Origin of the sequence: Micromonospora sp. NPDC051196 (assembly GCF_040682415.1) — a bacterium.
GTDB lineage: Bacteria > Actinomycetota > Actinomycetes > Mycobacteriales > Micromonosporaceae > Micromonospora.
The window spans coordinates 59,357-86,045 of record NZ_JBFBAY010000003.1 but is presented as its reverse complement, the minus strand read 5'-3'; the positions used below and the strand labels follow the sequence as shown (position 1 = coordinate 86,045).

General features: G+C 71.1%; 25 protein-coding genes. 10 read left to right on the top strand and 15 right to left on the bottom strand.

The genetic code is table 11. The annotated features are described in order from the left end of the window. Positions 1-33 precede the first annotated feature (33 nt). Complete coding sequence (locus AB0M35_RS08720) at positions 34-1,458, top strand: hypothetical protein (protein WP_363743212.1); 1,425 nt, start codon at positions 34-36, stop codon at positions 1,456-1,458. Here the strand turns inward: AB0M35_RS08720 and AB0M35_RS08715 are convergent. Together AB0M35_RS08715 and AB0M35_RS08710 are read right to left on the bottom strand one after the other, a co-directional pair. Beyond that, on the bottom strand, positions 1,455-3,374 hold the full coding sequence (locus AB0M35_RS08715) for an ABC transporter ATP-binding protein (protein ID WP_363743210.1): 1,920 nt from the start codon (positions 3,372-3,374) through the stop codon (positions 1,455-1,457). The two genes, AB0M35_RS08720 and AB0M35_RS08715, sit on opposite strands and share 4 nt — an antisense overlap. Next, on the bottom strand, positions 3,371-5,215 hold the full coding sequence (locus AB0M35_RS08710; protein ID WP_363743208.1) for an ABC transporter ATP-binding protein: 1,845 nt from the start codon (positions 5,213-5,215) through the stop codon (positions 3,371-3,373). Before AB0M35_RS08710 ends, AB0M35_RS08715 begins: the two co-directional genes overlap by 4 nt. Before the next feature lie 118 nt (positions 5,216-5,333). Here AB0M35_RS08710 and AB0M35_RS08705 point away from each other — a divergent pair, with 118 nt between their 5' ends. Further along, a complete protein-coding gene (locus AB0M35_RS08705; RefSeq protein WP_363743205.1) occupies positions 5,334-5,714 on the top strand; it encodes a hypothetical protein in 381 nt (126 codons plus the stop codon). 13 nt (positions 5,715-5,727) lie between these two features. Here the strand turns inward: AB0M35_RS08705 and AB0M35_RS08700 are convergent, their stop codons facing one another. Together AB0M35_RS08700 and AB0M35_RS08695 are read right to left on the bottom strand one after the other, a co-directional pair. After that, the gene (locus AB0M35_RS08700; protein WP_363743809.1) at positions 5,728-6,237 is read right to left on the bottom strand and encodes a methylated-DNA--[protein]-cysteine S-methyltransferase; all 510 of its coding nucleotides are present in this window, start codon (positions 6,235-6,237) and stop codon (positions 5,728-5,730) included. A 70-nt stretch (positions 6,238-6,307) separates the two neighbouring features. Next, on the bottom strand, positions 6,308-7,858 hold the full coding sequence (locus AB0M35_RS08695; RefSeq protein ID WP_363743203.1) for an AlkA N-terminal domain-containing protein: 1,551 nt from the start codon (positions 7,856-7,858) through the stop codon (positions 6,308-6,310). Positions 7,859-8,147: 289 nt separating this feature from the next. Here AB0M35_RS08695 and AB0M35_RS08690 point away from each other — a divergent pair, with 289 nt between their 5' ends. The 3 genes from AB0M35_RS08690 to AB0M35_RS08680 all read left to right on the top strand — a co-directional run bounded on the left by AB0M35_RS08690 (position 8,148) and on the right by AB0M35_RS08680 (position 10,257). Beyond that, entirely contained in the window at positions 8,148-8,633 is a 486-nt protein-coding gene (locus AB0M35_RS08690) for a hypothetical protein (protein WP_363743200.1), read from the top strand. Between the two features lie 131 nt (positions 8,634-8,764). Beyond that, positions 8,765-9,850, top strand: a complete 1,086-nt coding sequence (ychF, locus tag AB0M35_RS08685) for a redox-regulated ATPase YchF (RefSeq protein ID WP_363743197.1) — start codon at positions 8,765-8,767, stop codon at positions 9,848-9,850. A 50-nt stretch (positions 9,851-9,900) separates the two neighbouring features. Then, positions 9,901-10,257: a hypothetical protein gene (locus AB0M35_RS08680; RefSeq protein WP_363743194.1), complete on the top strand. Its 357-nt coding sequence runs from the start codon at positions 9,901-9,903 to the stop codon at positions 10,255-10,257. 25 nt (positions 10,258-10,282) lie between these two features. Here the strand turns inward: AB0M35_RS08680 and AB0M35_RS08675 are convergent, their stop codons facing one another. Continuing rightward, positions 10,283-11,011: an ElyC/SanA/YdcF family protein gene (locus AB0M35_RS08675; RefSeq protein WP_363743191.1), complete on the bottom strand. Its 729-nt coding sequence runs from the start codon at positions 11,009-11,011 to the stop codon at positions 10,283-10,285. Between the two features lie 153 nt (positions 11,012-11,164). Here AB0M35_RS08675 and AB0M35_RS08670 point away from each other — a divergent pair, with 153 nt between their 5' ends. Continuing rightward, complete coding sequence (locus tag AB0M35_RS08670; protein WP_363743188.1) at positions 11,165-11,635, top strand: hemerythrin domain-containing protein; 471 nt, start codon at positions 11,165-11,167, stop codon at positions 11,633-11,635. A 222-nt stretch (positions 11,636-11,857) separates the two neighbouring features. On the opposite strand, the gene AB0M35_RS08665 is transcribed toward AB0M35_RS08670, so the two are convergent. Beyond that, positions 11,858-12,220: a PH domain-containing protein gene (locus AB0M35_RS08665; protein WP_363743186.1), complete on the bottom strand. Its 363-nt coding sequence runs from the start codon at positions 12,218-12,220 to the stop codon at positions 11,858-11,860. Positions 12,221-12,259: 39 nt separating this feature from the next. Further along, positions 12,260-12,586, bottom strand: a complete 327-nt coding sequence (locus AB0M35_RS08660; RefSeq protein ID WP_363743183.1) for a pterin dehydratase — start codon at positions 12,584-12,586, stop codon at positions 12,260-12,262. A 184-nt stretch (positions 12,587-12,770) separates the two neighbouring features. Here AB0M35_RS08660 and AB0M35_RS08655 point away from each other — a divergent pair, with 184 nt between their 5' ends. Next, the gene (locus AB0M35_RS08655) at positions 12,771-13,211 is read left to right on the top strand and encodes a (deoxy)nucleoside triphosphate pyrophosphohydrolase (RefSeq protein ID WP_363743180.1); all 441 of its coding nucleotides are present in this window, start codon (positions 12,771-12,773) and stop codon (positions 13,209-13,211) included. 101 nt (positions 13,212-13,312) lie between these two features. Here the strand turns inward: AB0M35_RS08655 and AB0M35_RS08650 are convergent, their stop codons facing one another. From AB0M35_RS08650 to AB0M35_RS08620, 7 genes are all read right to left on the bottom strand, one after another. Further along, entirely contained in the window at positions 13,313-14,182 is an 870-nt protein-coding gene (locus tag AB0M35_RS08650) for a hypothetical protein (protein ID WP_363743177.1), read from the bottom strand. 254 nt (positions 14,183-14,436) lie between these two features. Continuing rightward, positions 14,437-15,504, bottom strand: coding sequence for a succinate dehydrogenase/fumarate reductase iron-sulfur subunit (locus AB0M35_RS08645; protein WP_363743174.1), 1,068 nt, complete (start codon positions 15,502-15,504; stop codon positions 14,437-14,439). Between the two features lie 2 nt (positions 15,505-15,506). Further along, positions 15,507-17,453 carry a fumarate reductase/succinate dehydrogenase flavoprotein subunit gene (locus AB0M35_RS08640; RefSeq protein ID WP_363743171.1) on the bottom strand — a complete coding sequence of 649 codons (1,947 nt, stop codon included), beginning with the start codon at positions 17,451-17,453 and terminating at the stop codon, positions 15,507-15,509. A gap of 13 nt (positions 17,454-17,466) precedes the next feature. Then, complete coding sequence (locus tag AB0M35_RS08635; RefSeq protein ID WP_363743168.1) at positions 17,467-18,273, bottom strand: hypothetical protein; 807 nt, start codon at positions 18,271-18,273, stop codon at positions 17,467-17,469. Between the two features lie 271 nt (positions 18,274-18,544). Further along, a complete protein-coding gene (locus AB0M35_RS08630) occupies positions 18,545-19,951 on the bottom strand; it encodes a metallopeptidase TldD-related protein (RefSeq protein ID WP_363743807.1) in 1,407 nt (468 codons plus the stop codon). Positions 19,952-19,986: 35 nt separating this feature from the next. After that, positions 19,987-21,423 (bottom strand): TldD/PmbA family protein, encoded by a 1,437-nt coding sequence (locus AB0M35_RS08625; protein ID WP_363743166.1) that lies wholly within the window; start codon positions 21,421-21,423, stop codon positions 19,987-19,989. Between the two features lie 60 nt (positions 21,424-21,483). Then, on the bottom strand, positions 21,484-23,628 hold the full coding sequence (locus AB0M35_RS08620; RefSeq protein WP_363743163.1) for a prolyl oligopeptidase family serine peptidase: 2,145 nt from the start codon (positions 23,626-23,628) through the stop codon (positions 21,484-21,486). 86 nt (positions 23,629-23,714) lie between these two features. On the opposite strand from AB0M35_RS08620, the gene mshB reads away from it, so the two are divergent. The 3 genes from mshB (at position 23,715) to AB0M35_RS08605 (ending at position 25,639) form a co-directional block, all read left to right on the top strand. Further along, positions 23,715-24,641, top strand: a complete 927-nt coding sequence (gene mshB / locus AB0M35_RS08615; RefSeq protein ID WP_363743161.1) for an N-acetyl-1-D-myo-inositol-2-amino-2-deoxy-alpha-D-glucopyranoside deacetylase — start codon at positions 23,715-23,717, stop codon at positions 24,639-24,641. 14 nt (positions 24,642-24,655) lie between these two features. Beyond that, positions 24,656-25,096, top strand: coding sequence for a hypothetical protein (locus AB0M35_RS08610; RefSeq protein ID WP_363743805.1), 441 nt, complete (start codon positions 24,656-24,658; stop codon positions 25,094-25,096). A 78-nt stretch (positions 25,097-25,174) separates the two neighbouring features. After that, positions 25,175-25,639, top strand: a complete 465-nt coding sequence (locus tag AB0M35_RS08605; RefSeq protein WP_363743158.1) for a hypothetical protein — start codon at positions 25,175-25,177, stop codon at positions 25,637-25,639. Between the two features lie 37 nt (positions 25,640-25,676). On the opposite strand, the gene AB0M35_RS08600 is transcribed toward AB0M35_RS08605, so the two are convergent. Beyond that, positions 25,677-26,675 (bottom strand): GNAT family N-acetyltransferase, encoded by a 999-nt coding sequence (locus AB0M35_RS08600; protein ID WP_363743156.1) that lies wholly within the window; start codon positions 26,673-26,675, stop codon positions 25,677-25,679. Positions 26,676-26,689 lie beyond the last annotated feature (14 nt).

Below are 26,689 nucleotides of genomic sequence, written 5' to 3'. Positions count from 1 at the left end.
CCACGATCTCCACAATCGACGGGGGTGGCTGGCATGGAGACTTCGACGGTGGGGCGGGGCCGGTTCGTGGCCGACGCGGTCGCGGCGGCGGCGGTCGGTTCGTTCTTCGGTTTCGGGACGTTGCCGATCATGGTGCTGTCGGGGTTCGCCGCCCCGGCCTCGTCGGGGCGGGTGGCGACGATGACGCCCACCGTCGCCGTGCTGACCGTGCTGGTGGTGGCGTTGGTGGCGCCACTGACGGTGTTCCGGCCACGCCGACTGTCCGGCTGGTGGGTAGCCGCCGGTGGCCTGTTGCTCACCTTCCTCGTCGAGCTGACCGTCGACGCGGGACAGAATGTTCTGGTGCCTCGGCCGGATCACGTCGGGCAACTGCTGGTTGCGCTACTCGGCGCAGCCGGTGTCGGCCTGGCGCTGGGCGGTGCGCTGCTCGCTCTCGCCCAACTGCCCGGTCCGGGTCGACCGCAGGTCGCCGCCGCCCTCGCCTTCGGGCTCGGGTTCTCCGCGATAGGCGTACTCCTGCCGGGCCGGCTCCTGCCTGAGCCGGGCGGACCGTCCGGGCCGGCGGCGGACGACGTCCTGATCTGGTTCGCCCTGTTGGCGGCCGTGCTCGCCGGGGCGCTGGCCCGACGGCGGGTAGGCCGCCCGGGGGCGCCGACCGGCGAAGCCCGCCCGGGGGCGATCACAGTGGTGGTCGGCGCTGCTGTGCTGACCATCGTCGGGATCATGCTGCGCGAGCAGGCGCTGCCGCAGCCCTCGGTCCTCGACCGGCCGGACCTGGGCGCGGCGCCCTCGGCCGAGTTCGTCGCCGCCGGGGCGGCGACCCTCGTCGGCCTGCTGCTGGTCGGCTACGCCTGGCGGGCCGCCGGGGTGACCGGCGCGCGCTGGGTGGTGCTCGGTGCCGCCGCCGGACCGATGTCGCTGCTCTGCGCCGGCTACTACCAGAGCGTCGACTCCACGGCACAGATGCTGCTGATGCCGGCGGTCGGACTCGCCGCGAGCGGCGCCGGGGTGGCGCTGGCCCGTCATGCTCCCCGGCAGGTGCCCTGGGATGCGCTGGGGCTCGCGGTGGCGGCCGTGATGACCCCGATGCTCTCTCCCGCCACGCGGGCGGAACGCCAGGAGATCTTCCTGCTCGCGTCGCTGCTGGTCGCGTTCGGTATCGGACTGGCCCTCGGCGCCGGACTCACCATGACCGTCACAGGACCGGCCGGCGCAGGCGGGGGAGTCCTCGCCGCGCTGGCGCTCGGCCCGGTGGCTCTGGTCGTCACCACGAGCACGCTGGCCGAGGCCACCACCCGGATGAGGCTCGCCGGGACAGCGCAGGGCACGTCGTACGCCATTGTCACGTTCACGCTGCTGTCCGCTCTGCTGCTGGCCGCGCTGCACGCCCTCGCCCGGCGGCCCGCCGCCGCAACAGACGTCGACGGGGAACCGGCTGCCGTTCGGCAGCTCACCTAGAGCAGCGAGTCGATCCACTGGCGGTGCAGGGCGGCGTACCGGCCACCGTCGGCGATCAGGTCGGCCGGTGGACCGTCCTCGACGATCCGGCCGTCGTCGAGGACCAACACCCGGTCGGCGATCTCCACCGTGGAGAGCCGGTGCGCGATCACCACCGCGGTCCGGTCCCGCAGGATGGTGCCGAGCGCCCGCTGCACCAGCCGCTCGGTCGGGATGTCCAGCGACGAGGTGGCCTCGTCGAGGATCAGCACCGCCGGGTCGGCCAGGAACGCGCGGGCGAAGGCGACAAGTTGCCGCTGCCCGGCGGAGAGCCGCCCGCCACGCCGGTGCACCTCGGTGGCGTACCCGTCGGGTAGCGCCGCGATGAAGTCGTGCGCGCCGATCGCCCGCGCGGCGGCCTCGACCGCGGCATCGTCGGCGTCCGGGCGGCCGAACCGGATGTTCTCGGCCACGCTGCCGCCGAACAGGTGCGTTTCCTGGGTCACCAGCACCACCGCTCGGCGCAGCTCCGCGTCGGCCACCTGGCGCAGGTCCACCCCGTCCAGGCTGACCGTACCGGCCACCGGGTCGTAGAACCGGGCGAGCAGTTTGGCGAGGGTGGACTTCCCGGCGCCGGTCGGCCCGATCAGTGCCACGGTCTGCCCCGCGGTGATGGTCAGGTCCAGCCCGGTCAGGATGGGTGCTTCCGGGCGGTACCCGAACGAGACCGTACGGAAGGTGACCGCACCTCGGGCGGGTCCCCGGGGCAGCGGCACCGGACGAGCCGGCTCGGCCACGTCGGGCTGCTCGTCGAGCACCCCGGCGAGCTTCTCCAGCGCGGCGGTGGCCGACTGGAGCGAGTTGTAGAACTGGCTCAGCTCCTGCATCGGCTCGAAGAACCGGCGCAGGTAGAGCAGGAAGGCCGCGAGCACACCCACACCGGTCTCGCCGCCGAGCACGCGGGCGCCGCCGTAACAGAGCACCGCCGCCACGGTGACGTTGCCGATCAGCTTGATCCCCGGCGAGTACGTCGCGATCAGGCGGAACGCGTACCGGCTGGACCGGCGGTACTCGTCGTTGACCGAGGCGAAGATGTCCTGGTTACGTCCCTCACGGCGGTACGCCTGCACGGCCCGGATGCCCCGCATCGACTCCACGAAGTGGACGATGACCAGGGCCATCGCCTCCCGGGTGCGCCGATAGGCGGTGGCCGAGGCCCGCGCGAACCAGCGGGACAACCAGAACAGCAGCGGAAAGGCGAGCAGGGTGACCGCCGCCAGCGGCAGATCCAACCAGAGCAGGATGCCGGCCACCGACACGATCGTCAGGGCCGCCATCACCAGGCTCTCCACCCCGCCGTCGACAAGCTCGGCGATGGATTCGACGTCGCTGGTCAGCCGCGAGATCATCCGGCCCGAGGTGTATCGCTCGTGGAAGGCCACCGGCAGGCGCAGGAAGTGCCCGTACACCCGCTGACGGAGATCGAGCAGGACGGCCTGGCCGATCCGGGCGGAGAGGGTGAGGAAGGCACGTCGGGCGGCGTACTCGATCCCGGTCGCGGCGGCGAACGCCACCGCGACGGCCACCAGCGGGCCCGCGTCGCCGTCGCGCAGCGGGTCGATGGCCCGGTCGATGCCGAGCATGACCAGGTACGGCCCGGACATCGCCGCCGCGTTCTGGGTCAGCAGCAACGCGATCGCGCCGCCCAACCGAGCACGATGCGGGCGCAGCACGTCGGCCAGCAGCGCCCGACTGCGTACCCGCAGCCGGGCCACGGCCTGGGGGTCGGTGTCCTCGGCGAGGCTACGGTCGGCGTGCGGATCGGCGGCCAGCCCCCGCCAGTGCGCCGGGTCGGCGTCGCTGCGACCCGAGCGCTGGCTCGGTACCCGGCCGGCCGCCTGGCCCAGGTCCGGCCCGGTCGGTTTCCCGGCGGTCACGAGCGCACCAGCGGGGAGCCACCCGGCGCCGGGCCGACCGGCGAGCGGGGCGTCGGCGGTACGGCTGGCTCGGCGGAGAGCAGCGCACGGTACGCCGGCACGTCGGCCAGCAGTTCGGCGTGCCGCCCGACGGCGGTGATCCGACCGTGCTCCAACAGGGCGACCCGGTCGGCGAGGGCGATGGTGGACGGCCGGTGCACCACCAGCAGCGCGGTCATGTCCCGCAGCACCCGCTTGAGCGCCGACTCCACCAGCGCCTCGGTGTGTACGTCGAGCGCGGACAGCGGATCGTCGAGGACCAGCACCGAGGGGCGTACCAGCACCGCGCGGGCCAGCGCCAGGCGCTGCCGCTGCCCGCCGGACAGCGACAGGCCCTGTTCGCCGAGCCGGGTGTCCAGCCCCCACGGCAGGTCGTACGCGAACTCGGCCTGTGCCAGCGTCAGGGCCGCCCGGACCTCGTCCGCACCGGCGTCGGGCCGCCCCAGGGTGAGGTTCTCCCACACCGACATGGAGAACAGCGTGGGTTCCTCGAAGGCCACCGCGACCAGCCGGCGCAGCGAGGCCGTCCGCAGGTCGCGCAGGTCGTGCCCGTCTAGGGTGATCCGGCCCGCCTCGACCTCGTGCAGCCGGGGCACCAGGGACAGCAGGGTGCTCTTGCCGCTGCCGGTGGCGCCGACCAGGGCTAGCGTCTCACCGGGCTCGACGGTCAGGTCGATGCCGCGCAGCACCGGCGTGGCGGTGCCCGGATAGCGGAAGGTGACCGCCTCGAAGCGGAGCCGACCGCTCACCGCCGGCCTGGGCAGGGCGATGGCGTCGGGCGCGTCGACGATGGCCGGTGCGGTGTCCAGCACCTCCTGGATCCGGTCGGCGGCGGTGGCCGCCTCCTGACCGTTGGCGATGATCCAACCCAGCGACTGCACCGGCCAGATCAACATCAGCTGGAGGCTGGCGAAGGCGACGAGTTGGCCGATGGTGAGCCGGCCGCTGGCCACTGCGGCGGCACCGGCCACCAGCACGATGCCGAGGGTCAGGTTCGGCACCAGGTCGAGCAGGGCGGCGGTACGGCCGAGCAGTCTGCCCTTACCGACCCCGGTGTCGTGCAACGCCCGGCTGCTGGCGACGAACCGGGCGGCCAGTTGCGGCCCCCGCCCGTACGCCTTCATGGTGCGTAGGCCCTGCGCGGTCTCCTCGACCTGGGTGGCGACGTCGCCCTGCTGGTCCTGCATGCGACGGGACGCGGTGTGGTAGTGCCGCCCGAAGCGGCGGGCGATCAGGAACAGCGGCACCGCGCTGGCCGCCACCAGCAGACCGAGCACCGGGTGCAGCCGGACCAGCAGCGCCACCACGATCAGGTAGGTGGCCAGGTTCAGGATGAGGAAGAGCAGTCCGAAGGCGAGGAAGCGACGCAGTACCGACAGGTCGCTGGTGATCCGGGAGAGCAACTGACCGGAGGGCCACCGGTCATGGAAGCTGGCCGGTAACCGTTGCAGATGGGCGTAGATGTCGTCGCGGATGGTGGTCTCCATCGCTACCGAGGACGACGACTGCACCCACCGGCGTATGAAGATCAGCAGGGCCTCGACCAGGCCGAGCGCCAGCGCGAGCCCGGCCAACTGGAACAGCCCGACCATGTTCCGGTCGGCCACCGGCCCGTCGACCACCCGCTGGGCCACCAGTGGCACGGCGATGCCCGCCCCGGTCGAGGCGAGGCCCGCCAGCAGCAGAACGCTGAACTCCACGGCGTGCGGCCGCAGGTAGCGCCGCAGCCGCCACAGGTTACCCAGCGGATGTTGCCTGACCTCGGCCCGTCCGGCCGGGCCGCCGCCGCTCCCCGCAGCCACTACCCGACGGTAGCGGTAAATGCAGGCGGCAATGCTGTCGGCTTGTTGTCAGCGGTGTTGTCCTCTCGCCGACCGATCTCGACGGCTACGGTCGCCGCCCTGACAGTGGCGGCCGTCGATGTCAGAATGGGTCATCGCCATCCTGGACAACTACCGCCAGATGGTCGGCCGGTCGGCGGTCCGCCAGCCCATCGCGGCGGCGTTCGTGGCCCGGCTGCGAGACGGCGGTACGCCGCTGGCCATGGTGCTCACCGTGGAACACGGCACCGGTTCGTACGCCGTGGCCGGCTTCGCGGCCGGTGCGTTCGGTCTCGCCGCCGCGCTGTCCCGGCCGGTGCACGGCTGGTTGCTCGACCGGCTCGGCCAACGCGTGCTGCTTCTCACCGCCGGCGTGCTGATCGAACGAACCGGAACCAGCGGCACATTCCTGTTCACCGCGGGCGTGGCACTGGCCGGCGCCGTCGTCCTGTGGGCTCGGCCAGCGCCACCGGGTTCGTGAGCCAACGGTGGCGTCAAACCCTTCGCTCGTGCGCGAGCAGCCATTCCTTGACCGGCAGCCCCCAGCGGTAGCCGCCCAACGTTCCGTCGGTACGCAGCACCCGGTGGCAGGGGACGAAGAGGGCGGCGGCATTGCGGGCGCAGGCCGTGGCGGCGGCGCGTACCGCGGCGGGGCGACCAGCCAGCGCGGCGTACCCGGTGTAGGTGATCGGCTGACCCGGCTTCACCTCGCGTAGCACCTGCCAGGCGTGCGACATGAAGGCGCCGCCGCTGTGCTGCTGGATCGGAACGTCATCGATCGCGGTCAGGTCACCACCGAGGTACGCCACGACAGCCGCGGTGACCGGCCCGAGTTCGCGCCGCTGGCGCGGCTCGCCGCGCAGGCCGGGATGCATCACCGCCAGAAGATCCGCCGGGTCGGCGGTGAACCCGGCGGCCCGGACCGCCCCGTCCGGACCGGCGAGGATCGTGAACGGGCCGGCGGGCGTGTCGATGGTGGCGCTGTCGAGGATCGTGTTGCGCACACCGCTCTGCAAGGTCGAATTCACACTGCTCTCCCAGGTCGAATCTATGCGGCTCGGTCATGTAGCTCGGTTATGTGGCGTCGTTCATGTGGCTCGTGCATGCGGCGCGCCAGAGCCGGACCACCGCGTACGAGCGCCACGGCCGCCAGCGGGCGGCGTACCGGTCGAGGGTTGACGGATCGTCGGACAGCCCGAGGGCTGCGGCGCCCCGGCGTACCGCGAGATCGGTGGGCAGGAACGCGTCCGGGTCGCCGAGCGCACGCATCGCGACGTAACCGGCTGTCCACGGCCCGATCCCCGGAAGCTGCGCCAACCGCCGCGCCACCTCGCCCCGCTCCCCACCCGCCTCCAGATCGAGTTCGCCCTCCACCACCGCCCGCGCCACGGCCCGAATCGCCTCCCGCCGCGAGACCGGCATCCGAAACCCCGCATCCGGCGCCCCCAGCACCTCCTCCGCCGTCGGGAAACACCCCGTCGAGTTGATCAAGAGGTTTGCGTCATCCTGGCCCACCTCCCCGACGCAAACCTCTTGATCAACGCCGCCGGGTTGTCCGGGGTGGTCAAGGCCGGCGGGTCGTTCGGGGTGGGGGGTGAGGATGGTGGAGATGAGGTGGGTGAGGGTGGTGCGGGCGGAGAGCAGTGAAACCTGTTGGGTGGCGATGGCGCGTACGGCCATCTCGAAGCCGTCGACGGCGCGGGGAACGCGTACCCCGGGTTCGGCGGCCACGGCCGGGGCCAGCGCGGGGTCGGTGCCGAGCGTCTGGTCGACGGCGACCGGATCCGCGTCGAGGTCGAACAGGTGCCGGCAACGGGCCACGGCCGGGGCCAGGTCACGCAGGTCGGTCAGGCGCAGGGTGGCCGCGATGTGCCCGTCCGCCGGGGTCAGCGCCGCCTCACCGGTGCCGTGCGGCAGCCGCAACCCCCGGCGGTACGTCCCGTCACGGACCTCGTCCATCCCCGGCAAGGTACGCAGCGCGAGGAAGTCGAGCAGTGCGCGAGCGTGCAGCGGTGGGCGGTACGCCAACCGCAGGGTCAACGCGCCCGACCCGCCGATCGCCGCCCGTCGGCCGACCCGAAGCTGCGACGGAGGTACCCCGTACACCTCCCGGATCGTGTCGTTGAACTGCCGGACGCTGCCGAAGCCGGCGGCGAAGGCGATCTCGGCCAGACCCAGTTCGGTGCTCTCGATCAGGGTGCGGGCGGTCTGGGCACGCTGGGCACGGGCCAGCGCCAGCGGCCCGGCGCCGAGTTCGGCCCGGAGCATCCGGTGCAGGTGCCGTTCCGTGTACCCGAGCCGGGTGGCCAGCCCGGGCACCCCGTCACGGTCCACCACTCCGTCGGCGATCAACCGCATCGCCCGGCCCACCACGTCGGCGCGGACATCCCACTCGGGCGAGCCGGGGGAGACGTCCGGCCGACATCGCCGGCAGGCCCGCAACCCGGCGCCCTGAGCAGCCGCCGCGGAGGGGAAGAACCGGACGTTGTGCCGTTTCGGCGTCACCGCCGGACAGGACGGCCGGCAGTAGATCCCGGTAGACGTCACGCCCGTGTAGAACCACCCGTCGAACCGCTGGTCACGGCTGTCCACCGCCCGATAACACCGCTCAAAGTCCAGCTCCACACCCCCGATCATGCGCCCCACCCCCACCCCCCGACTGGCGCCTTTCAGACCCCACCCCTCCACCCCACCCCGCCCTGCCCTCCGCCCTCCCGCCCCGCCCCCCGCCCCGCCCCTCCCGTCCCGCCCCTCCCGTCCCGTCGATCATGGAGTTCTGGTCGCGGCAAAGGGTGCATAAGGGGCGAACCGGCGACCGTAACTGCATGATCGGCGAGGCAGTGGGCCGGGTGGTGGGGGAAGTGTCGGTTGTGGTGGGTAGCGTGCGCGCCAGCAACTCAAGAAGGGGCCGGCGATGGCGAGCGTGGTGGGTCGGGCGGTGGGATCGAGACAGGGGCACCCGCCGCTGGACGAGATCGTGGTCCAACGCTTCTACGACCGGATGCGCGCGGTCGCGCCGGCAGCGGTCGGCGCCATCGAGCGGGACCGTGCCGACGACCCGGCCCGATCCTTCGCCGACACGGCCTGCGGTCGGCTGCTGCGCTCGCTCGACGACGACGGCGTACGGGCCCTCGGCATGTGGGTGCACCACTGGTGCATGCGCTTCTACGACGACGACACTCGGGCCGCGCTGCGGCTGCTCCGGGAGATCGCCGGTCGCCCGACGCTGGGTTGGACGGCCGACGAGGTCCATTGGATGCTCGGCGAATCGCACCAGGCCAATCCCGGGGCTGCCGCGCGGTTCACCCTTCCGCTGGCCGTTGCCGCCGAGTTGGCCCCGGGTGCGTTGCGGGTCGACACGCTGGTGCCCCGTCAGGCCGGCCCGACCCACCGCAGCTGAGCCACCAGGATGTCGGTGGCAGCTCGACTCACCGCGCCTGATCCACCACGGATGTCGGTGTCGGTGTCGGCGCGCGGTAGCTGACCCACCGCCGCCCGACGGCGTCGGGCCGCGGCGTAAGCTGGCTCGTCGTGAGTCTCACCATCGGCATCGTCGGCCTGCCCAACGTCGGCAAGAGCACCCTGTTCAACGCGCTGACCAAGAACGACGTGCTCGCGGCGAACTACCCGTTCGCCACGATCGAGCCCAACGTCGGCGTGGTCGGGCTGCCGGACGAGCGGCTGCACAAGCTCGCCGAGATCTTCGGCTCGCAGAAGGTGATCCCCGCCCCGGTGTCGTTCGTCGACATCGCCGGGCTGGTCCGCGGTGCCTCCAAGGGGCAGGGGCGCGGTAACGCCTTCCTGGCGAACATCCGTGACGCCTCGGCCATCTGCCAGGTGGTGCGGGCCTTCTCCGATCCGAACGTGGTGCACGTCGACGGCAAGGTCTCCCCGGCCGACGACATCGAGACGATCAACACCGAGCTGATCCTCGCCGACCTGCAGACCCTGGAGAAGGCGCTGCCCCGGCTGGAGAAGGAAGCCAAGCTCCGCAAGGACCGGGCCGCCGCGGTCGAGGCCGCCCGCAAGGCCGTCAGCGTCCTGGACGGCGGCACCACCCTGTACGCGGGTGCGACGGCGGCCGGCATCGAGCTGGAACACCTGCGTGAGCTGCATCTGCTCACCACCAAGCCATTCCTGTACGTCTTCAACGTCGACGAGGCCGAGCTGAACAACGCCGAGTTCCTCGACGAGTTGCGGGCGTTGGTCGCCCCGGCCGAGGCGGTCTTCATGGACGCCAAGATCGAGTCGGAGCTGGTGGACCTGCCCGAGGAGGAGGCCCGCGAACTGCTGGAGTCGATCGGCCAGTCCGAGCCGGGCCTGAACCAGTTGGTCCGGGTCGGCTTCCGCACGCTCGGCCTCCAGACGTACCTCACCGCCGGGCCCAAGGAGGCGCGGGCCTGGACCGTCCCGATCGGCGCGACCGCGCCGGAGGCCGCCGGGGTGATCCACTCCGACTTCCAGCGCGGCTTCATCAAGGCCGAGGTCGTCTCCTATCGCGACCTGGTCGAGGCCGGTTCGATGGCGGCGGCGAAGGCGGCGGGCAAGGTCCGCATCGAAGGCAAGGAGTACGTGATGCAGGACGGCGACGTCGTGGAGTTCCGCTTCAACGTCTGACCAGGGCTGCTGTATCGACGGGAGTCGCGGTCGAGCCGCAAACTGGGCGGATGTCGTCAATCACCCCGCAGGGGCCGTGGAAGACTAATCCCGGCCTGGCGCTGCTGCACCTGTTCGTGTGGTACGCGGCCGTGGTGTGCGTCTTCTTCGCGTTGGCGTACACCTTGCCGAACACCAGTGACCCAGACTGCCAGGACACCTTCTGCTTCTCGCTACGAGAAGGTGTGCTCTTCGTGGGAATCTTCTACGGTGGTCCGGCGCTCCTGGTGGCGTTGCTCGTCAGCCTGGTCACGCTCGGGCTGGTCACCGCCCGGAGACCGCAGAGCCCGGCCCGCTGGGTCGGGTTCGTCAGCGCCATCCCTGCCTTCCTTGTGCTCGCTGCTGGCATCTGCGTCGTGGTCCGGTAGCCCCTGCGGGCGTGGCCGCCGCCGGTCAGCCGGTGCGGAGGGCGTCGTCGACGCCGGTCTCGCGGCGGCCGAGGTGCACCGGATCGCGGCCGGAGAGGACGTCCAGCGCAGCCTTGACGCTGGCGCCGTACTCGCGGGTGGAGCTGATCCGCCAGGTGCGGGCGTACTCCCGGGCGGTTTCGTCGCCGACACCGATGGCGTCCACGCCGAGGTGGCGGCAGACCGTGACGGCGCGGGCCAGGTGAAACTGCTGGGTCACCACCGTGGCCCGCTCCACCCCGAAGATCCGCTTGGCACGGGCGCAGGAGTCGTACGTGTCGAAGCCGGCGTGGTCGAGGACCACCTTGTCGGCCGGTACCCCGTGCTCGACCAGCCAGCGCTGCATCGCCTCGGGCTCGTTGTAGTCGGCGTTCATGTTGTCGCCGGAGACCAGGATCGCCTGGACCTTGCCGGTGGCGTACAACTCGCGGGCGATCTCCAGGCGGGCGGTGAGGAACGGTGCCGGAGTGCCGTCCGGTTGGACCCGGGTGCCCAGCACCAGGGCGACCGGGGTGTCGGGGACGGTCTGCGCGGTGTGCATCCGCCCTTCGGCGCCGGACCGGATCCAGCTCACACTGGCCCAGCTCGCGACGACCAGCAGCAACGCACCGACCGCACCCGCGAGCACCGCCCGGCGCAGCCAGCGACCGCGACCGTTCTCCCGGATCCGACGCAGCCAGGCCAGCACAACGGTACGGATCGCCATGTGGATCATTATCCCAGGCGGTGCCAGGAGGGGCGGCGCGCCGCGGTGACCCCTGGTAATTTGGCCGCAGCGTCGCGTGTCGGTGGCAGACCGTGTCAGGCATGGAGGCGCCGGACCGAAGGATGTCGATGATGCTTATCGTCGGGCCTTCGTCTCTCACCTGTGGGTGAGGGCGAGAAGACCAGGCTGGTGGCCTGGAGCAACGAGCTGCGCCGCGTGCATGACCGGCTGCGTGAGGCACTGAGGCTGACCCAGGATGCCCTGGCCGATGGTGTGTCTGCGGAGCCGGCGACCCGCGATCTGCTGCTGTTCTGTCACGGGTTCTGCGCCGCCCTCACCGCTCATCACGAGGGCGAGGACCGTGACCTGTTTCCCGCGATCGCCGCCCAGCACCCCGAGTTGCGGGACACCCTGTACTACCTGCGGCAGGACCACTCGATGATCGCGCATCTGCTGGCCGGGCTCCAGGCCGCCGTGGCGCGGGCCGCCCCGCCCGCCGAGCTGGATCGGCACCTGGAGGGGCTGGCGGCCATCATGGAGTCCCACTTCCGCTATGAGGAACGCCAACTCCTCACCGTGCTGGACACCCTGGCACTGACCGCCGACCCCGAAGCCGTCCTGGGCCCGTTGTGAGCTGGCATATCTTGGTACGAAAGGGCCCCCGGGAGGGCGCTTTCGTACCAAGATCTCACTCAGGTGGTGCGGCGATCGCGGCACTTCGACGACGCCCTGCGGGCCGCCGTGCCGGCAGACTCTGGCCGCGCCACCCGACCCTGTCCCCGGCATCCTCGCGCTGGCCAGGCGGCACGGCTGGCGGCTGCTGGCCCGCGCGGCGCCCGTGCCCGTCGCGCCGCGTCAGCTGATGTAGTGCAGGATCACGTTGTGTACGTGGTGGCTCTTCTGGTCGCCCCGGAACTCCACCTCGTAGGTGTGCGTGCCGACGTGGATAGCGATCGCGCCGGTGGAGAAGAACGAACCACCCCAGGACTTGTTGCTGACCACGCTCACGCTGGTGATCTTCGAGTACGGGATGCTGGTGATCGCGTACCGCTTGCCGATGAACGAGCGGTCCTGGATGATCACGCGTCGGTCGGTCAGCCCGATGAATCCGGTGCCGGTGCCGACGGCGTCGTAGACAGCGATGATCTGTTCACCGTCGAGCAGGCCGCTCTGGATTTGCTGGAGCTGCTCTTTACGGTCGTACGCGGGGTTGGCCATGCGCACCACGGTAGGCGGCTCTCGCCAGTCCACTTCAGGTCAGCTGGGCAGGCCCTCGCCCGGTTCGGCCACGGCCCGGTACGCGTCCTCGATGCGGGCGGCCAACAGAACCTCACCCTCGGTGAGGGGGCAGTTGCCGTGCCCGACCCGGATCTGCGTGGTGTGGTCGGCGCGGCGGCTGATTTCCGGCCGCAGATGCAGCGCGTCGGCGACCACCTTGACCCGCTCGGTCAATGCGGCATGCTGGGTGTCGTCGATGACCAACGTGCGCCGGATCTGTTCGCCCTCACGCGTCCACCCGTTCAGTAGGGTGAGAGCGTCGCTGAGGTAGTCGTGCTTCGTGCGACCGCCGAACAGCGCACGCATCACCGCGCCTCCCAGGCTTCGTTGCCGGCTTGTGGCCAAATCGTCGCCGCCCCGTGTCATTGTCGGTGCCCTCTAGTCTTACGTCGCACGGATAGTGTGTCCACGCCCACACTTCTGGGTATTCCTGGCCTGACGGACGACCAAGCTACCCAAACCGCCGATTGATCTGGCACGCTGGACCGCCGTGCAGACCGAACGGGCGAACAGCGTCGGGCAGTCCGCCCGACGGGACCCAAAGGTGATCGTTGGGGCGGCAATCATCGAGGGCGGTCGGGTTCTCGCCTGTGCGCGCTCCGCGCCACCGGAGGTGGCGGGCATGTGGGAGTTCCCCGGCGGCAAGGTCGAGCCGGGGGAGAGCGAGACGGTGGCGCTCGTCCGTGAGTGCGCCGAGGAACTCGGCGTACGTGTGGAGGTCGGCGAGCGGGTCGGCCGCAACGTCCGGATGGCGCATGGCCGCAGCGTGCTCAAGGTGTACGCGGCCCGCCTGCTCCACGGTGACCGCCCGCAGGCGCTTGAGCACTCCGAGCTGCGCTGGCTCTCCGCCACCGAACTGGACACCGTAACCTGGCTCCCCGCCGACGCCCCCATAGTCGCCGCCCTCCGCCCCCTCCTCCACACTCCCTAGCCCCCGATACCCTTTGTTGATCATGAGGTTGGCGGCAGCATTCGATCTCCACGGTGCCGTCAACCTCATGATCAACGAAACTGGGTGGGGTGGGGTGGGGGTTAGGGGGTGGATAGGGCTTGGCGGACGACCCAGGGGATGTAGGCCGGGTCGAGGGTGTCCTGCCAGGTGAAGCGGAGGACGGACCAGCCGGCGTTGACCAGGCGGTTCTGGCGGCGGCGGTCGGTGAAGATGGCTTCCGGAATGTCGTGCGCGCCTCGGCCGTCCGCCTCCGCGATCACTTTCCGGGTACGCCAGCCCAGATCCCCGATGCCGAGCAGGTATCCGTCGTCATCGCGTACCTCCAACTGCAACACGTCGGGTGGCACCCGGCCGTCTACGCAGCGCAGCCTGGTGCGGGTTTCCAGCGGGGACTGTGCCCGCCCATCCGCCTCTGCCAGGTAGCCGCGAGCCGCCACCGCGCCTCGCCGACGCCTGATCCGGCGTGCGATCGACGTGAGATCCTCTCTGCCCAGCAACCCGCGGTTCAGCGCCGAGTCGAGCACCGAGACGGCCGGGTACCGCCCGACACGGAGGATGACGTCGCTGACTGTGGAGACGGGGTCGGTGGCCAGCAAGCCATTCAGACTGACCAGCGATTCCACCGGGTGTTCCAGTTGGTGCAGCACGACGTGAGGTTGTCTGATCCGGGCCTGCTTCGCGACCGCCGACGGCAGGCCGATGTGAATCTCGTTGGACGTTGGTAGGCCGGCGATGCGGTGGAGTTCGGCGGCGGTTCCGAGAACCGCGAACGCGGCTGGCCCCAGCGACAGCAGCGCTGCCCGGACCTGCTGGCGCCGGGACGACTGCACTGCCCAGACCGGGCGCGGAAGATAAACCGCCCGGGCGAGCGACTGCCACCGCCCGAAGGTCACAAGGTTGTCGACCTCGTGCCGGGTGAAACCGGCCTCCAGCGCCTGCCCCCGACACACGAGCCCATCCTGCCGGGCCGCGATCCCCCGAATCCGTCCCTCCCGATCCACCCCGCTACCCTCACCCGCCCCCACCCCCCACCGCAGCCCCTGTGGATAACCCCTCCCTCGGCACGTTGATCATGAGGTTGGCGGCACCGTGGAGATCGAATACTGCCGCCAACCTCATGATCAACGCGTCGAGGGGGGAGGAGGGGAGGGGGAATGGGGAGGGGGCTGCGGCGGATGCCGCAGCCCCCTCCCCATTTGGGTGGTTAGTGCTTTTCGTCTTGCTCCGGGTGGGCGAAGTTGAGGTGCTCGGGGGGCAGCGGGAAGGTGACGTCGTCGCCGAACGGGCTCGGGGCGGCGGCGCGGTCGAAGGTGAGCTCCGTCAGGGGGAGCTTGCCGTTCGCGTCGACTGCGGGAGCGGTCGGGTGCGGCACCTCGCGGTGCCAGTTGACGCCCTGCTGGGCCTGCACCTCGGCGGCCGGGTTGTGCGAGCCGCCCGCGTGCGAGTGCACACCGTGCCCGGTGGCGCTGGAGCGCACCGCGCCCGGGGAGTGTTCACTGGTCACGCTGGTCTGAGGCACTTGACCCCTCCGGAAGATCTTGCTGCCGAGCCACACAAGAGGATCGTACCTGCGGTCGACGACCCGTTCCTTCATGGGGATGATCCCATTGTCAGTGATCTTGATGTGCTCGGGGCAGACCTCGGTGCAGCACTTGGTGATGTTGCAGAAACCCAGGCCCTGTTCCGACTGGGCGTACTCCTTGCGGTCGGTCCTGGTGTCCAGGGGGTGCATGTCCAGTTCGGCGGCCCGGATGAAGTACCGCGGCCCGGAGAACGCCGTCTTGTTCTCGTCGTGGTCGCGGATCACGTGGCAGACCGTCTGGCACAGGAAGCACTCGATGCACTTGCGGAACTCCTGCGAGCGTTCCACGTCGACCTGCTGCATCCGGTAGTCGCCGGGGGCCAGGTCGGCCGGGGGAGCGAAGGCGGGGGTCTCCCGCGCCTTCTCGTAGTTGAACGACACATCGGTGACCAGGTCCCGGATGACCGGGAAGGTGCGCAGCGGGGTCACCGTGACCGTCTCGTCCTCCTCGAACGTCGACATCCGGGTCATGCAGCCGAGCTTGGGCATCCCGTTGATCTCCATGGAGCAGGAGCCACACTTGCCCGCCTTGCAGTTCCACCGGCAGGCCAGGTCCGGCGCGTCGGTGGCCTGCAACCGGTGGATCACGTCGAGGACCACCTCGCCCTCGTTCACCTCGACGGTGTAGTCCTGCAGTTCACCACCGTCGGCGTCGCCTCGCCAGATCCGGAACTGACGCTTCGTACCCATCTTCAGCTCTCCTTCCCGGCGGCGTCGGTATCCTCGGCCTCGGCAGCGGCGAGGGCGTCGAACTCGGCGAGTTCTTCGTCGGTGAGGTACTTGGCCAGCTCCGCGCGGTCGAACAGGGCGATCAACTCGGCGCGCATCTTCGGCAGCGGCTTGCGGTCCAGCCGGACGGTGTCGCCCTCCAGCGAGCAGACCAGGTTGACCCGCCGCCATTGCGGATCCATGGTGGGGTAGTCCTCGCGGGTGTGGCCGCCACGCGACTCGCGGCGCTCCAGCGCCGCCTTGGCGGTGCACTCCGAGACGACAAGCATGTTGCGCAGGTCCAGCGCGAGGTGCCAGCCCGGGTTGTAGCGCCGGCCACCGGCCGCACTGACCTTCGCCACCCGCTCGCGCAGCTCCGCCAGGCGGGCCAGCGCGTCCTCTAGCTCGGCCTCCCGCCGGATGATGCCGACCAGGTCGCCCATCACCGCCTGGAGATCCTGCTGGAGGGTGTACGGGTTCTCGCCGGTGTCCCGTTGCAGCGGAGCCAGCGCGGTCTCCACCGCCGTCTCCACCAAGGCCACCTCCACCCGAGGGCGGGCGGGGAGTTGGTCGACGTAGCCGGCCGCGTGGCCACCCGCCCGCTTGCCGAAGACCAGCAGGTCGGACAGGGAGTTGCCACCGAGGCGGTTGGAGCCGTGCATGCCCCCGGAAACCTCGCCGGCGGCGAACAGGCCACGCACCGAGCCGTACGCGGCGCCGGTGTCCGGGTCGACCTCGACGCCACCCATCACGTAGTGGCAGGTGGGGCCGACCTCCATCGGCTCCTTGGTGATGTCGACGTCGGCCAGCCCCTTGAACTGGTGGTGCATCGACGGCAGGCGGCGACGGATCTCCTCGGCCGGCAACCGGGACGCGATGTCCAGGTAGACACCGCCGGCCGGCGTACCCCGGCCTGCCTTGACCTCGCTGTTGATCGCGCGGGCGACCTCGTCGCGGGGCAGCAGCTCCGGCGGGCGCCGGTTGTTGTCCGGGTCGGTGTACCAGCGGTCCGCCTCCTCGGGCGTCTCCGCGTACTGCTTGCGGAAGACGTCGGGGACGTAGTCGAACATGAACCGCTTGCCCTCGGAGTTCTTGAGGATCCCGCCGTCACCCCGGACCGACTCGGTGACCAGGATGCCCTTCACCGAAACCGGCCAGACCATGCCGGTGGGGTGGAACTGGAGGAACTCCATGTTGATCAGGGTCGCCCCGGCGCGTAGCGCCAGCGCGTGACCGTCCCCGGTGTACTCCCAGGAGTTCGAGGTGACCTTGTAGGAGCGGCCGACGCCGCCGGTGGCCAGCACCACGGCCGGTGCCTCGAAGAGGACGAACTCGCCGGACTCGCGGTAGTAGCCGAACGCCCCGGCGACCCGGTCGCCGTCGAGCAGCAGCTCGGTGATGGTGGTCTCGGAGAAGACCTTGATCCGGGCGTCGTACGACCCGAACTCGCGCTTGTCCTCCTGTTGCAGCGAGACGATCTTCTGCTGAAGGGTGCGGATCAGCTCCAGGCCGGTCCGGTCGCCGACGTGGGCCAGTCGGGGGTACTCGTGGCCGCCGAAGTTGCGCTGCGAGATCTTGCCGTCCTTCGTACGGTCGAACAACGCGCCGTACGTCTCCAGCTCCCAGATCCGCTGCGGCGCCTCTTTCGCGTGCAGCTCGGCCATCCGGAAGTTGTTGAGGAACTTGCCGCCGCGCATGGTGTCGCGGAAGTGCACCTGCCAGTTGTCCCGGCTGTTCACGTTCCCCATGGCTGCGGCGGCGCCACCCTCGGCCATCACCGTGTGCGCCTTGCCGAACAGTGACTTGGAGATGATGGCGGTCTTCTTGCCGGCCAGCCGCGCCTCGATCGCCGCGCGCAGGCCGGCGCCGCCGGCCCCGATCACGACGACGTCGTAGTGGTGTCGCTCGATGCGAGTCGTAGTGCTAGTCATGTCAGCGGGGCCCTTAGTTGATGAACCGCAGGTCGGAGATCCACCCGGCGGCGACCGACATGACGTAGAAGTCGGTGAGCGCCAACGTGCCGAGGGTGATCCAGGCGAGCTGCATGTGCCGGACGTTCAGCCAGGAGACGTAGCCCCAGGCCCGGTACCGGACCGGATGCTTGGAGAAGTGCTTCAGCCGGCCTCCGATGATGTGCCGGCAGGAGTGGCAGGAGATGGTGTACGCCCAGAGCATCACCACGTTGCCGACCAGGATCAGGTTGCCCAGACCGAACCCGAAGCCCTCGGGGCTGCGGAAGGCCGTGATGGCGTCCCAGGTGTTGATCAGCGAGATGATCGCGGCGAAGTAGAAGAAGTACCGGTGCGAGTTCTGCACGATCAGCGGGAACCGGGTCTCACCGCCGTAGGAGGCGTGGCCGTCGGGCACCGCGCAGGCCGGTGGCGAGAGCCAGAACGACCGGTAGTACGCCTTGCGGTAGTAGTAGCAGGTCAGCCGGAACAGCAGCAGGAACGGCAGCGTGAACGCGGCGTCCGGGATGATCCACCAGCCGGGCAGGTACTGCCCGAAGTGGGAGGCCTCCGGAATGCACCGGTCGGTCACGCACGGGGAGTAGAACGGGGTCAGGTAGTGGAACTCCTCGACCCAGTACCACTTGTGCATGAAGACCCGGACCGTCGCATACGCTATCCACGCGCTGAGCCCGATGACCGTGATCAGCGGGGCGATCCACCAACGGTCCGTACGCAACGTCTTTGCCGCGATGGCGGCGCGTGCCCGCGCCCCCCGCGGTTTCGTTGCCGATGATGTCATTCGTGTCGTCTCCCTGACGGGGCCCTCTCACGGGCGGCGGAACACTTTCCGGTCGGCATGCGGACCGGCGAGGCCACTCCGCATGCCACGTCATGCGCACACCAACGACCGCACCGGGCGTACCGGAGCAGCTAAGTGACACACGTTACGCCGATCTAGGGCGGGCCGTCCGCGCAAGGCAGTGTCCCGTGTGTCCCGCTCTTTGGAAAGCCCCTCCGCCATGATCAATATGCGAGCGTCCGAAAAAGATCGACCAGCGGCGGATCGCTGGTCAGCCGGATGCTCCGCCGGTGAAGTTCCAGGATGCCAGCCGTAGCGCGGGTGCCTCCCACCAGACACCGTCCCAGCGGTTCGGCTGGCGGACCGTACGCCGACCCAGCTCCAACACCGCACCCGGCCCGAGCGCCCGCGGGTACGACTCGGTGAAACGCAGGTCGCGGACCGCGCGGGTGATCTGGCCGTCCTCGACCAACCACACCCCGTTGCGGGTCAGGCCGGTGATCACCAGACTTTTCGGGTCGAGTACCCGGGTGTACCACAGGTCGCTGACCAGCAGGCCGCGCTGCATCCGGGACACCAGGGCGGCGGTGTCCGCATCGACCACCGCCCCGGCGAGCCCACCGACTGTCGCAACGTTCCACGCTGCCGTCACGCCGCCCGCGGTCGTCGGGTCTGCCGCGCCCGATGTGGTCGTCGCCCGGGCCGGAGCGAGGCGCAGGTTGCGCGGGATCGGACCGAACGTGCTGCCGCCGGTCCAGGCGTGTCCGGTGGACTCGTCGCCCACCTCGGCGGCGCTGCGCCGGTCGTGTGCCACGGCGCGGGTGGTGCCCGCGTCCACCAGGGGCAGTGTGCCGGTCGGCGTGCCCTCCAGGTCGAACGGCAGCCCGGCGGCGCCGAGTGGGTCGTCGACCAGGGTCACCGCCGGGTCGAACTGGGCCACGCCGGGCTCGGCGAAGGACTGCCCCTCGGCGTACCGCTTGCCGTTGAAGCCGTACCAGGCGAGGTTCTCCAACAGGTCGGCCACGGCGGCCGGTTCCAGCACCACCGGGTACCGCCCGGGCGGCAGTTCCACCGGGTCGGTCGCGGCCCGTGCCTTCGCGGCGGCCCGCCGCCCCAACTCGACGGCGTCGAGGTCGGCCAGCCGCTCCGCGCAGTCGCGGGCCGTGCCGTCGGCGCCGCCGGTCCGGGCTATCCCGTCCATCGCCGCCTCGATCGCACGGCCCTGCACCGCGTGTCCGGCCGAGTTCGCGAACGCCACCGCGCGGGTGGTCGTACGGCAGTAACCGGCGGTCTCCAGGCCGTCGGCCGCGTCGACGAAGGCCCGGACCAGCGCCGCCCGGTCGTCCGGGCCGGCCTGTGCCGTGGCCGCGTCCCACGGCGGCGAGGGCGGCACCGGCACCGGCGGGGTGAGCCCCGGCCAGCTCGGATCCCGTGGTGCGAACCGCGCCGCCGCCAGCACCCGCTCGACCAGGCCGCGCAGGCCGTCCGGCGTGGTCGTGGTGCCGCTACCGGCGGCGGTACGCCCGTCCAGGTGGATCCGCAGCCGCACCTCCACGGCGGACTCGGCGACGTTCTGGTGGATCGCGGAGTTGGCGAACCGGGTCAACGCCAACTCCGCCCGGCTCACCGTCACCTCGGCCTGTCCACCCGCGCCGCCGAGCCGGGTGACCAGCTCCATCACCTGACCGGCAAGGTCCAATTCGCTCCTCGCGCTCACGCTCGTACTCCCACTCGGACGTTGCGGAAGCGGGCCGGGGCGGCCGGGTGGCCGGTGTGGCCGACCTGGCCGGGTTGGCCCTTCCCGCAGTTGGGCGTGCCCCACGAGACGGTCTCGGAGGAGAGCATGTCCATCGAACGCCAGAACAGCGGCCCGATGCCGGTGTACGTCGGGTTGCGCAGCATCCGCCCGCGCCGGCCGTTGCGGATCTCCCAGCCGATCTCGCAACCGAACTGGAAGTTCAGCCGTTTGTCGTCGATGGACCAGGACCGGTTGATGTCCATCAACACCCCCTCGTCCGTGGCGGCGATGATCTCCTCCAGCGTGTGCGGGCCCGGCTCCAGGCCGACGTTGGTCATCCGGACCATCGGCAGCCGCGCCCAGCCGTCGGCGCGTACGCTGCCGCCGTAGTCGAGGCCGGCCATCGCCGCCGAGTCCCGCCCGGCCAGCACCCCCACCCACCGCCCGGCGCGTACCGCGTCGCGCCTGACCGCCGGTGAGCCCTCGTCGTCGAAGCCGAAGCTGCCCAGCGCACCCGGGATGGTCGGGTCGATGGTGATGTTCATCAGCTCCGAGCCGTAGCGCAGCGAGCCGAGCTGGGCGAGATCCAGCCAGGAGGTGCCGGCGAAGGCGGCCTCCCAGCCGAGGATGCGGTCCAGTTCGATGGCGTGCCCGACCGACTCGTGGATCTGCAAGGCCAACTGCTCACCGCCGAGGATCAGGTCCGTCTCGCCGGCCGGACAGAGCGGCGCGGTCAACAGTTCCCGCGACTCCTCGGCGATGCGTGCCGCATGGGCGGCCAGTTCGAGCGAGTCGACCAGCTCCCAGCCGGTGGTGCCGTACTGGCCGCGGTAGCTCGGCCAGGACCGACGTTGCGTCTCGCCGTCGCCGATCGAGGTGGCCGAGATGCCGCCGCCGCATTCGCGGATGTGCTGGTCGATCCGGTGGCCTTCGCTGGAGACGAACCACTTCGTGGTGTCCCAGATCTGGTAGAGCCCTTCGGCGAGGTCGGCGCCGTGCTCGGCCATCGTCCGGGTGGCGGCCACCAGCAGGTCACCCTTGGTGGCCAGGGAGACGCCGAGCGGGTCCACCTCGCAGGGCGACGACCAACTCGCGGTGGCCGGCGCGACCGGAACCAGGTCGACCTGCGGGCCCGGCACCAGGCCGCTGGCGGTGGCGGTCCGCGCGGCCCGGTGGCCGGCGTCGCGGGCGGCCCGGTCCGACAGCTCCGGTACGGCGTGGAAGCCCCAACTCGCACCGACCAGTGCGCGTACGCCCAAACCGAGGCTCTCGTCCTGGGTCAACGCCTCGACGTCACCGTTGCGGGCTGACATCGACTCGTAGCGCCGGTCCATCACCCGGGCGTCGGCGTATCGGGCGCCCGCGTCCAGGGCTGCCTGCACGGCGGCAGCGGCCACGTCGAACTCGCTCATGCGACGACCCTAGGTGAGTGCACCGACACCCGTCAGGTGACGAGAGCTAGGTGCCCTTCCTCACATCAGGTGGGTGCGGAGGAAGTTGAGTTCGAGGCGGAGAAGGCGCTCGGAAAGGCCACCGGCGGCCATGTGCGTCGCGCCGGTCAGTGGCAGCACCGAGTGCGGTCGGCCGGTGGCCAGCAGCGCCGCCGACAGGCGCAGCGTGTGCGCGGCCACCACGTTGTCGTCGACCAGGCCGTGCACCAGCAGCAGCGGCCGGGCCTCGGACGGGTCGGTGACCGGCTCGGCGGCCAGTTCGATCAGCGAGTGGTGGGCGTACACGTCCAGACCGTCGTCGGGCATGCCCAGGTAGCGCTCGGTGTACGCGGTGTCGTAGAGGGCCCAGTCGGTGACCGGTGCACCGGCGATCCCGCACTTGAACAGCTCCGGGTGGCGCAGCACCGCCAGCCCGGCCAGCCAGCCGCCGAACGACCAGCCGCGTACCGCCACCCGATCCAGGTCCAGGTCCGGATGCTTGTCGGCCAGCGCGTGCAGCGCCTCCACCTGGTCGGTGAGGATCACGTCCGCGACCCGCCGGTGGATGGCCTTCTCGTAGGAGGGTGCGACGCCCGGCGTACCCCGGTTGTCGACCACCACCACCGCGAAGCCGGCATCGGCCCACCACTGCCGCTCCAGCCACGCCGCCCGCGCGGCCACCACCTCCTGATGGCCCGGCCCACCGTAGATGTCCAGCAGCACCGGCAGGCGTCGACCGGTGACGTGGTTGTCCGGGTAGAGCACCGCCGAGGGCAGTCGCCGGTCGGTCACCCGTTCCAGCAGGGGCAGCGGGGAGTATCCCGGGGTGGCGGCCAGCGACCGCAGGGTGGCCACCTCCCGATCGCCCTGGTGCACCGTCCACCGGATCCCGGCGTGGTCGAGCGAGGCGGTGCCGACGACCAGCACGTCGCCGCCGACCGCGGCGGTGTGCCAACCCGAGTCGGTGGTCAGCCGGCGGGCGTCCACCCCGCCGCCGATGCTGGTCCGGACCCGGAACAGGTGCTGCTCGCTCGGCTCGCCGTCGCTGGCCTCCACCAGCAGGTCCGCCGGGCCGCTCACGGCGGCCAGTCGGCCGACCACCCGCCGTACGTACAGCGACGGTGGGGTGAGCAGGGTGCCGTCGGCGAAGAGGCAGCGGGCGTCGTACCCGTCGTGGGCGAGTTCGCCGCCGACCAGCACCCGCCCGTCGGGCAGGTGCGCCGGGGTGCCCGCGATCGGCTCCACCCAGCGCGGGTCGGCCAACTCGGCGTGCACCTGGGTTTCGCCGGTACGCGGGTCGATGGCGAGCACCAACCCGTGCTGCTGCGAGCGGCGCAACACGGTGATCAGCGGAGCACCTTCGGCCCAGTGCACCGCGGTCAGGTACGGATAGGTCTCCCGGTCCCAGTGCACGTCGACCCAGCCGCCGTCGAGGTCGAGCAGGTGCAGGCTGACCTCCGCGTTCGGGCCACCCGCCACCGGGTACGCGATGCTGTCCGGTGGGCTGGTCGGCTGGGCCGGGTCGTGCAGGTGCCAGCGGGGCAGCCGGGACTCGTCGACCCGGGCGGCCAGCACCGAACGACCGTCCGGTGCCCACCAGTAGCCCCGGTGCCGCCGGAACTCCTCGGCCGCGATGTGCTCGGCCAGTCCCCAGACCACTCCGGAGTCCTCACCGGCCAGGATGCCGTCGGTGCCGTCGGTGTCGACCACGCGCAGTTGACCCCGGCGTACGCCCTCGGCCTCGTCGGTCACGTACGCCAGCCGGTGGCCGGTCGGGTCGGGCCGGGGGTCGAGGACCGGTCCGACGGCGGGTATCTCGATCACGTCGCCGTGCACCAGGTCGGCCCGGAACAGCCGCCCGGCCAGCGCGAACACCGCCACCCGTCCGGCGGCGTCGAGGGCGTACGAGCCGATGCCGGAGGCGGTCAGCCGGAGCCGTTCGCGGCGGGCCCGCTCCCCGGGGCTCAGCGCGGCCGGGTCGGCGTCCGCACCGAGCAGGGTGACCGGGCAGGCGACCAGCCACTCCTCGCCGGTGGCGACGTCCAGTTGCCAGAGTGCGTCGGCCGGGTCCTCGGGCCCGCTGGAACGCAGGAAGACCACCCGGGCCCCGTCGTCGGCCACGGTGACGGCGCGCGGCGCTCCGTGGCTGAACCGGCGGGTGCGGGCGGCCAGCTCGGGAAAGTCCACAGGCCAGATCGTAGGCCCGCGCGCAGCGTGATGTGACCGACCTGCGCGGACGCGTCGGGGCTGGTGCGGACAAACCGCCGGTTAGAGTGACCGTCGTGACGACGCTGCCCGACCGCCGCCTGCTGCTGGTCCACGCGCACCCCGACGACGAGTCCATCGGCACCGGTTCGACCATGGCCCACTACGCGGCCGCAGGTGCTCACGTCACCCTGGTCACCTGCACCTTGGGTGAGGAGGGTGAGATCCACGTTCCGGAGCTGGCCGGGCTGGCCGCAGCCGAGGCGGACCAGCTCGGCGGGTACCGGATCGCCGAGCTGGCCGCCGCGTGCGCCGAACTCGGCGTCACCGACCACCGCTTTCTCGGCGGCGCGGGCCGCTACCGGGACTCGGGCATGATGGGCCTGCCCACCAACCAGCACCTCCGCGCGTTCTGGCAGGCCGACCTCGACGAGGCCGCCGGCTATCTGTTGGAGGTCATCCGGGAGGTACGCCCCCAGGTGGTCATCACGTACGACGAGAATGGGTTCTACGGTCATCCGGACCACATTCAGGCGAACCGGGTGACGATGCGGGCGATCGAGCTGGCGGCGCGGGAGGGCCTCGCCCCGGCGAAGGTCTACTGGACGGCGATGCCGCAGAGCGTCCTGGAGGCGGGCATGACGCACTTCGAGGAGGCGTCGGACAATCCGTTCGCCGGCATCACAGCCGCGACGGAGCTGCCGTTCTGCACTCCGGACGAGCGGATCGCGGCACGGATCGACGCGACCGAGCAGCACGCGGCGAAGGAGGCCGCGATGCGGGCGCACGCCACCCAGATCCCCGCCACCTCCTGGCTCTACACGATCGCCGGCAACTTCGGTGCCGAGTTCATGGGGGTGGAGTACTTCACCCTCGCGGTGGGCACGAAAGGGCCGGGCAGCGGCCCGTACGGCTGGGAGTCGGACCTGTTCGCCGGGCTGGATGTCGATGAGGGCAGGCATCCGGCGGCCGTCATCTCGGCCGGTCAACGGTGACCTCGTCCGCCGCGATGTCGGTCGCCCCGCAGGAGCAACTGCCGCAGCCGCCTCGGCCGGTACGGGCGCGGCGGTTCGTCGACGTCGGGCTGCGGGTGGCCGGCGGGATGATCGTCGTCGCTGCCGGGGCGGTCACCGCGGTGCTGGAGTTGCTGCTCGCGCCGTTGCGGATCGGGGGCTATCTGGTCGGCGTCGCGGCGCTCGTGGCCGTGGTGGTGAACATCGCGCTGAGCTGGTTCGCCATCGAGACGGTGGGCCGTCGCTGGGCGGTGGCCCTGCCGGCGCTGCCCTGGGTGGTGATCATGGTGGCCGCTGCCGACCGGACCGACGAGGGTGATGTGTTGCTGGTCGGCAACTGGGTCGGGCTCACCCTGGTGGTGGCCGGCGCGATGGCCTTCGCGGTGATGGCGTTCCGGTCGATAGTCGCGGGGCCACCGGCACCGATCCGGTACTGACGTCGACGCGGCACGGGTGGTAGATATTCCTGCCAGGAGTCCCGCCATGAGGGCGGGCGATACGGCGGGAGGCGTGCGATGAGTCAGCGGTGGCGCGCGGTCGGAGCACTCACGATTGCGCTGTTCGCGGTCAACGTGGTCGCCCGGTTGATCATCCGGTTCGGCTTCGACGGTGACGAGGCGGCGGCCGATCGGGTGACCCTCGGCATGTTCGTGGTGATCGGGTTGATCCTGGCCGGGACCGCCTTCACCTGGGGGCAGTCGCGCCCACCGGCCCAGTGGGGCGCCGAGGTTGCCGGCGCGATCGGTATGGCGCTCGCGTTGACCATGCTGGTGGGGCCGCTGCTGGTCGGCCAGAACCCGTTCGGCGACGGCAGCGCGACGTTCTTCTGGCAGGTCGTGCTCTACCTGGTGGCCACGAGCATCGGCGCAATCCTGGGCCACCTGCTGCTCACCACGCTGGGCCGGGACTACCGCTCGCGGCGCCTGCAACGGTACGCCGAGTCCGGCGTCGCGAAGCCCCGCCGCATCGTGCGCCGCTGACGACGCCCGGTACCGAACGATCGGCCGGTGGTGCCGGTCAGCCTGGGACGACCCAGGTGCGGTAGGTGTGGTGGGTGACGAAGCCCAGCTTGCGGTAGAGCGAAACAGCGGGGCCGTTGCGCTGCTCGACCTGAAGGAAGGCGTCGGTCGCGCCTGCCGTCGCCGCCCACCGTCCCAGCGCGCGACTCACGGCGGTGGCGTGGCCCTGGCCACGGGCGGCGGGCAACACTTCGATCAACATCAGCCCCAGCCAGCGGCCTCGCCCGGTCACCGTGCCTCGGCCGACCGCCACCAGCGCCCCGTCGACGTACGCGTGCGCGAAGCGGACCTGGTCCACGGCGGTGAGCACGTGCCGGGCGGCCTCCGGTAGATCGCCCTTGCGGCCGGCCGCCACTGCGAGCCACTCGGCGGAGGGCCCGCTGTCGAGTTCGACCACGACCCCCGACGACGCCGCCGCAAGGTTCGCCTCGGGCGGTGTCGCGGGACCGGCTGCCTCGGGCGGCGCCGTGAGGACGGTCAGCGGGACGGTCTGCACCAGGACGGTGGGGCGGCTGGTCCAGCCGCGCAGGTCGAGTTCGGCGCCGACCGGCGCGGCCAACGGCAGGGGAGTGTTGACCAGTGCCGGCTGCCCCCGGTCGGCGTACCAGCGTTCGACCGCGTCCAGCGCGGCCGTCAGCGGTCGGTCCGGGTCGCCGACCGGCAGGGCGGAGTTGGCTCGGCCGGTCCAGCCGTCGGCGGCGCGCAGCAGCCAGTCACCGAGCCGGTCGCGGGTGGGTGCGGGCCACGCCTCGTCGGCGGCGAGTTCCAACTCGACCACGGCGTCGGCGGCCGGGCGTCGGGTTGCGGGTACCCGCTTCGCCCGGTGGACCTCCGTGATCGGGACCCGCAGCCGCCCGGTACGGGTGGTCAGGGTGAGGTGTGAATCGGTCAATTCGACCAATTCGCCGAGCGAGTCGGAGTAGACCGGACGGCCGGCGCGGATTCCCACTACCCGGCGGACCACGATCCGGTGTCCTAAATCCTGCTCTCCGAGCACGATCGACCTCCTCC

Bases quoted from the DNA above. Each gene is read 5' to 3' on its own strand.
- AB0M35_RS08665 (WP_363743186.1), bottom strand. From the start codon at position 12,220: ATGGCCAACCCCGCGTACGACCGTAAAGAGCAGCTCCAGCAAATCCAG.
- AB0M35_RS08660 (WP_363743183.1), bottom strand. From the start codon at position 12,586: ATGCGTGCGCTGTTCGGCGGTCGCACGAAGCACGACTACCTCAGCGAC.
- AB0M35_RS08680 (WP_363743194.1), top strand. From the start codon at position 9,901: ATGTCGTCAATCACCCCGCAGGGGCCGTGGAAGACTAATCCCGGCCTG.
- AB0M35_RS08645 (WP_363743174.1), bottom strand. From the start codon at position 15,504: ATGGGTACGAAGCGTCAGTTCCGGATCTGGCGAGGCGACGCCGACGGT.
- AB0M35_RS08705 (WP_363743205.1), top strand. From the start codon at position 5,334: ATGTCAGAATGGGTCATCGCCATCCTGGACAACTACCGCCAGATGGTC.
- AB0M35_RS08690 (WP_363743200.1), top strand. From the start codon at position 8,148: ATGGCGAGCGTGGTGGGTCGGGCGGTGGGATCGAGACAGGGGCACCCG.
- AB0M35_RS08640 (WP_363743171.1), bottom strand. From the start codon at position 17,453: ATGACTAGCACTACGACTCGCATCGAGCGACACCACTACGACGTCGTC.
- AB0M35_RS08675 (WP_363743191.1), bottom strand. From the start codon at position 11,011: ATGATCCACATGGCGATCCGTACCGTTGTGCTGGCCTGGCTGCGTCGG.
- AB0M35_RS08610 (WP_363743805.1), top strand. From the start codon at position 24,656: ATGTCGGTCGCCCCGCAGGAGCAACTGCCGCAGCCGCCTCGGCCGGTA.
- AB0M35_RS08630 (WP_363743807.1), bottom strand. From the start codon at position 19,951: ATGGAGCTGGTCACCCGGCTCGGCGGCGCGGGTGGACAGGCCGAGGTG.
- AB0M35_RS08635 (WP_363743168.1), bottom strand. From the start codon at position 18,273: ATGACATCATCGGCAACGAAACCGCGGGGGGCGCGGGCACGCGCCGCC.
- AB0M35_RS08720 (WP_363743212.1), top strand. From the start codon at position 34: ATGGAGACTTCGACGGTGGGGCGGGGCCGGTTCGTGGCCGACGCGGTC.
- AB0M35_RS08625 (WP_363743166.1), bottom strand. From the start codon at position 21,423: ATGAGCGAGTTCGACGTGGCCGCTGCCGCCGTGCAGGCAGCCCTGGAC.
- AB0M35_RS08605 (WP_363743158.1), top strand. From the start codon at position 25,175: ATGAGTCAGCGGTGGCGCGCGGTCGGAGCACTCACGATTGCGCTGTTC.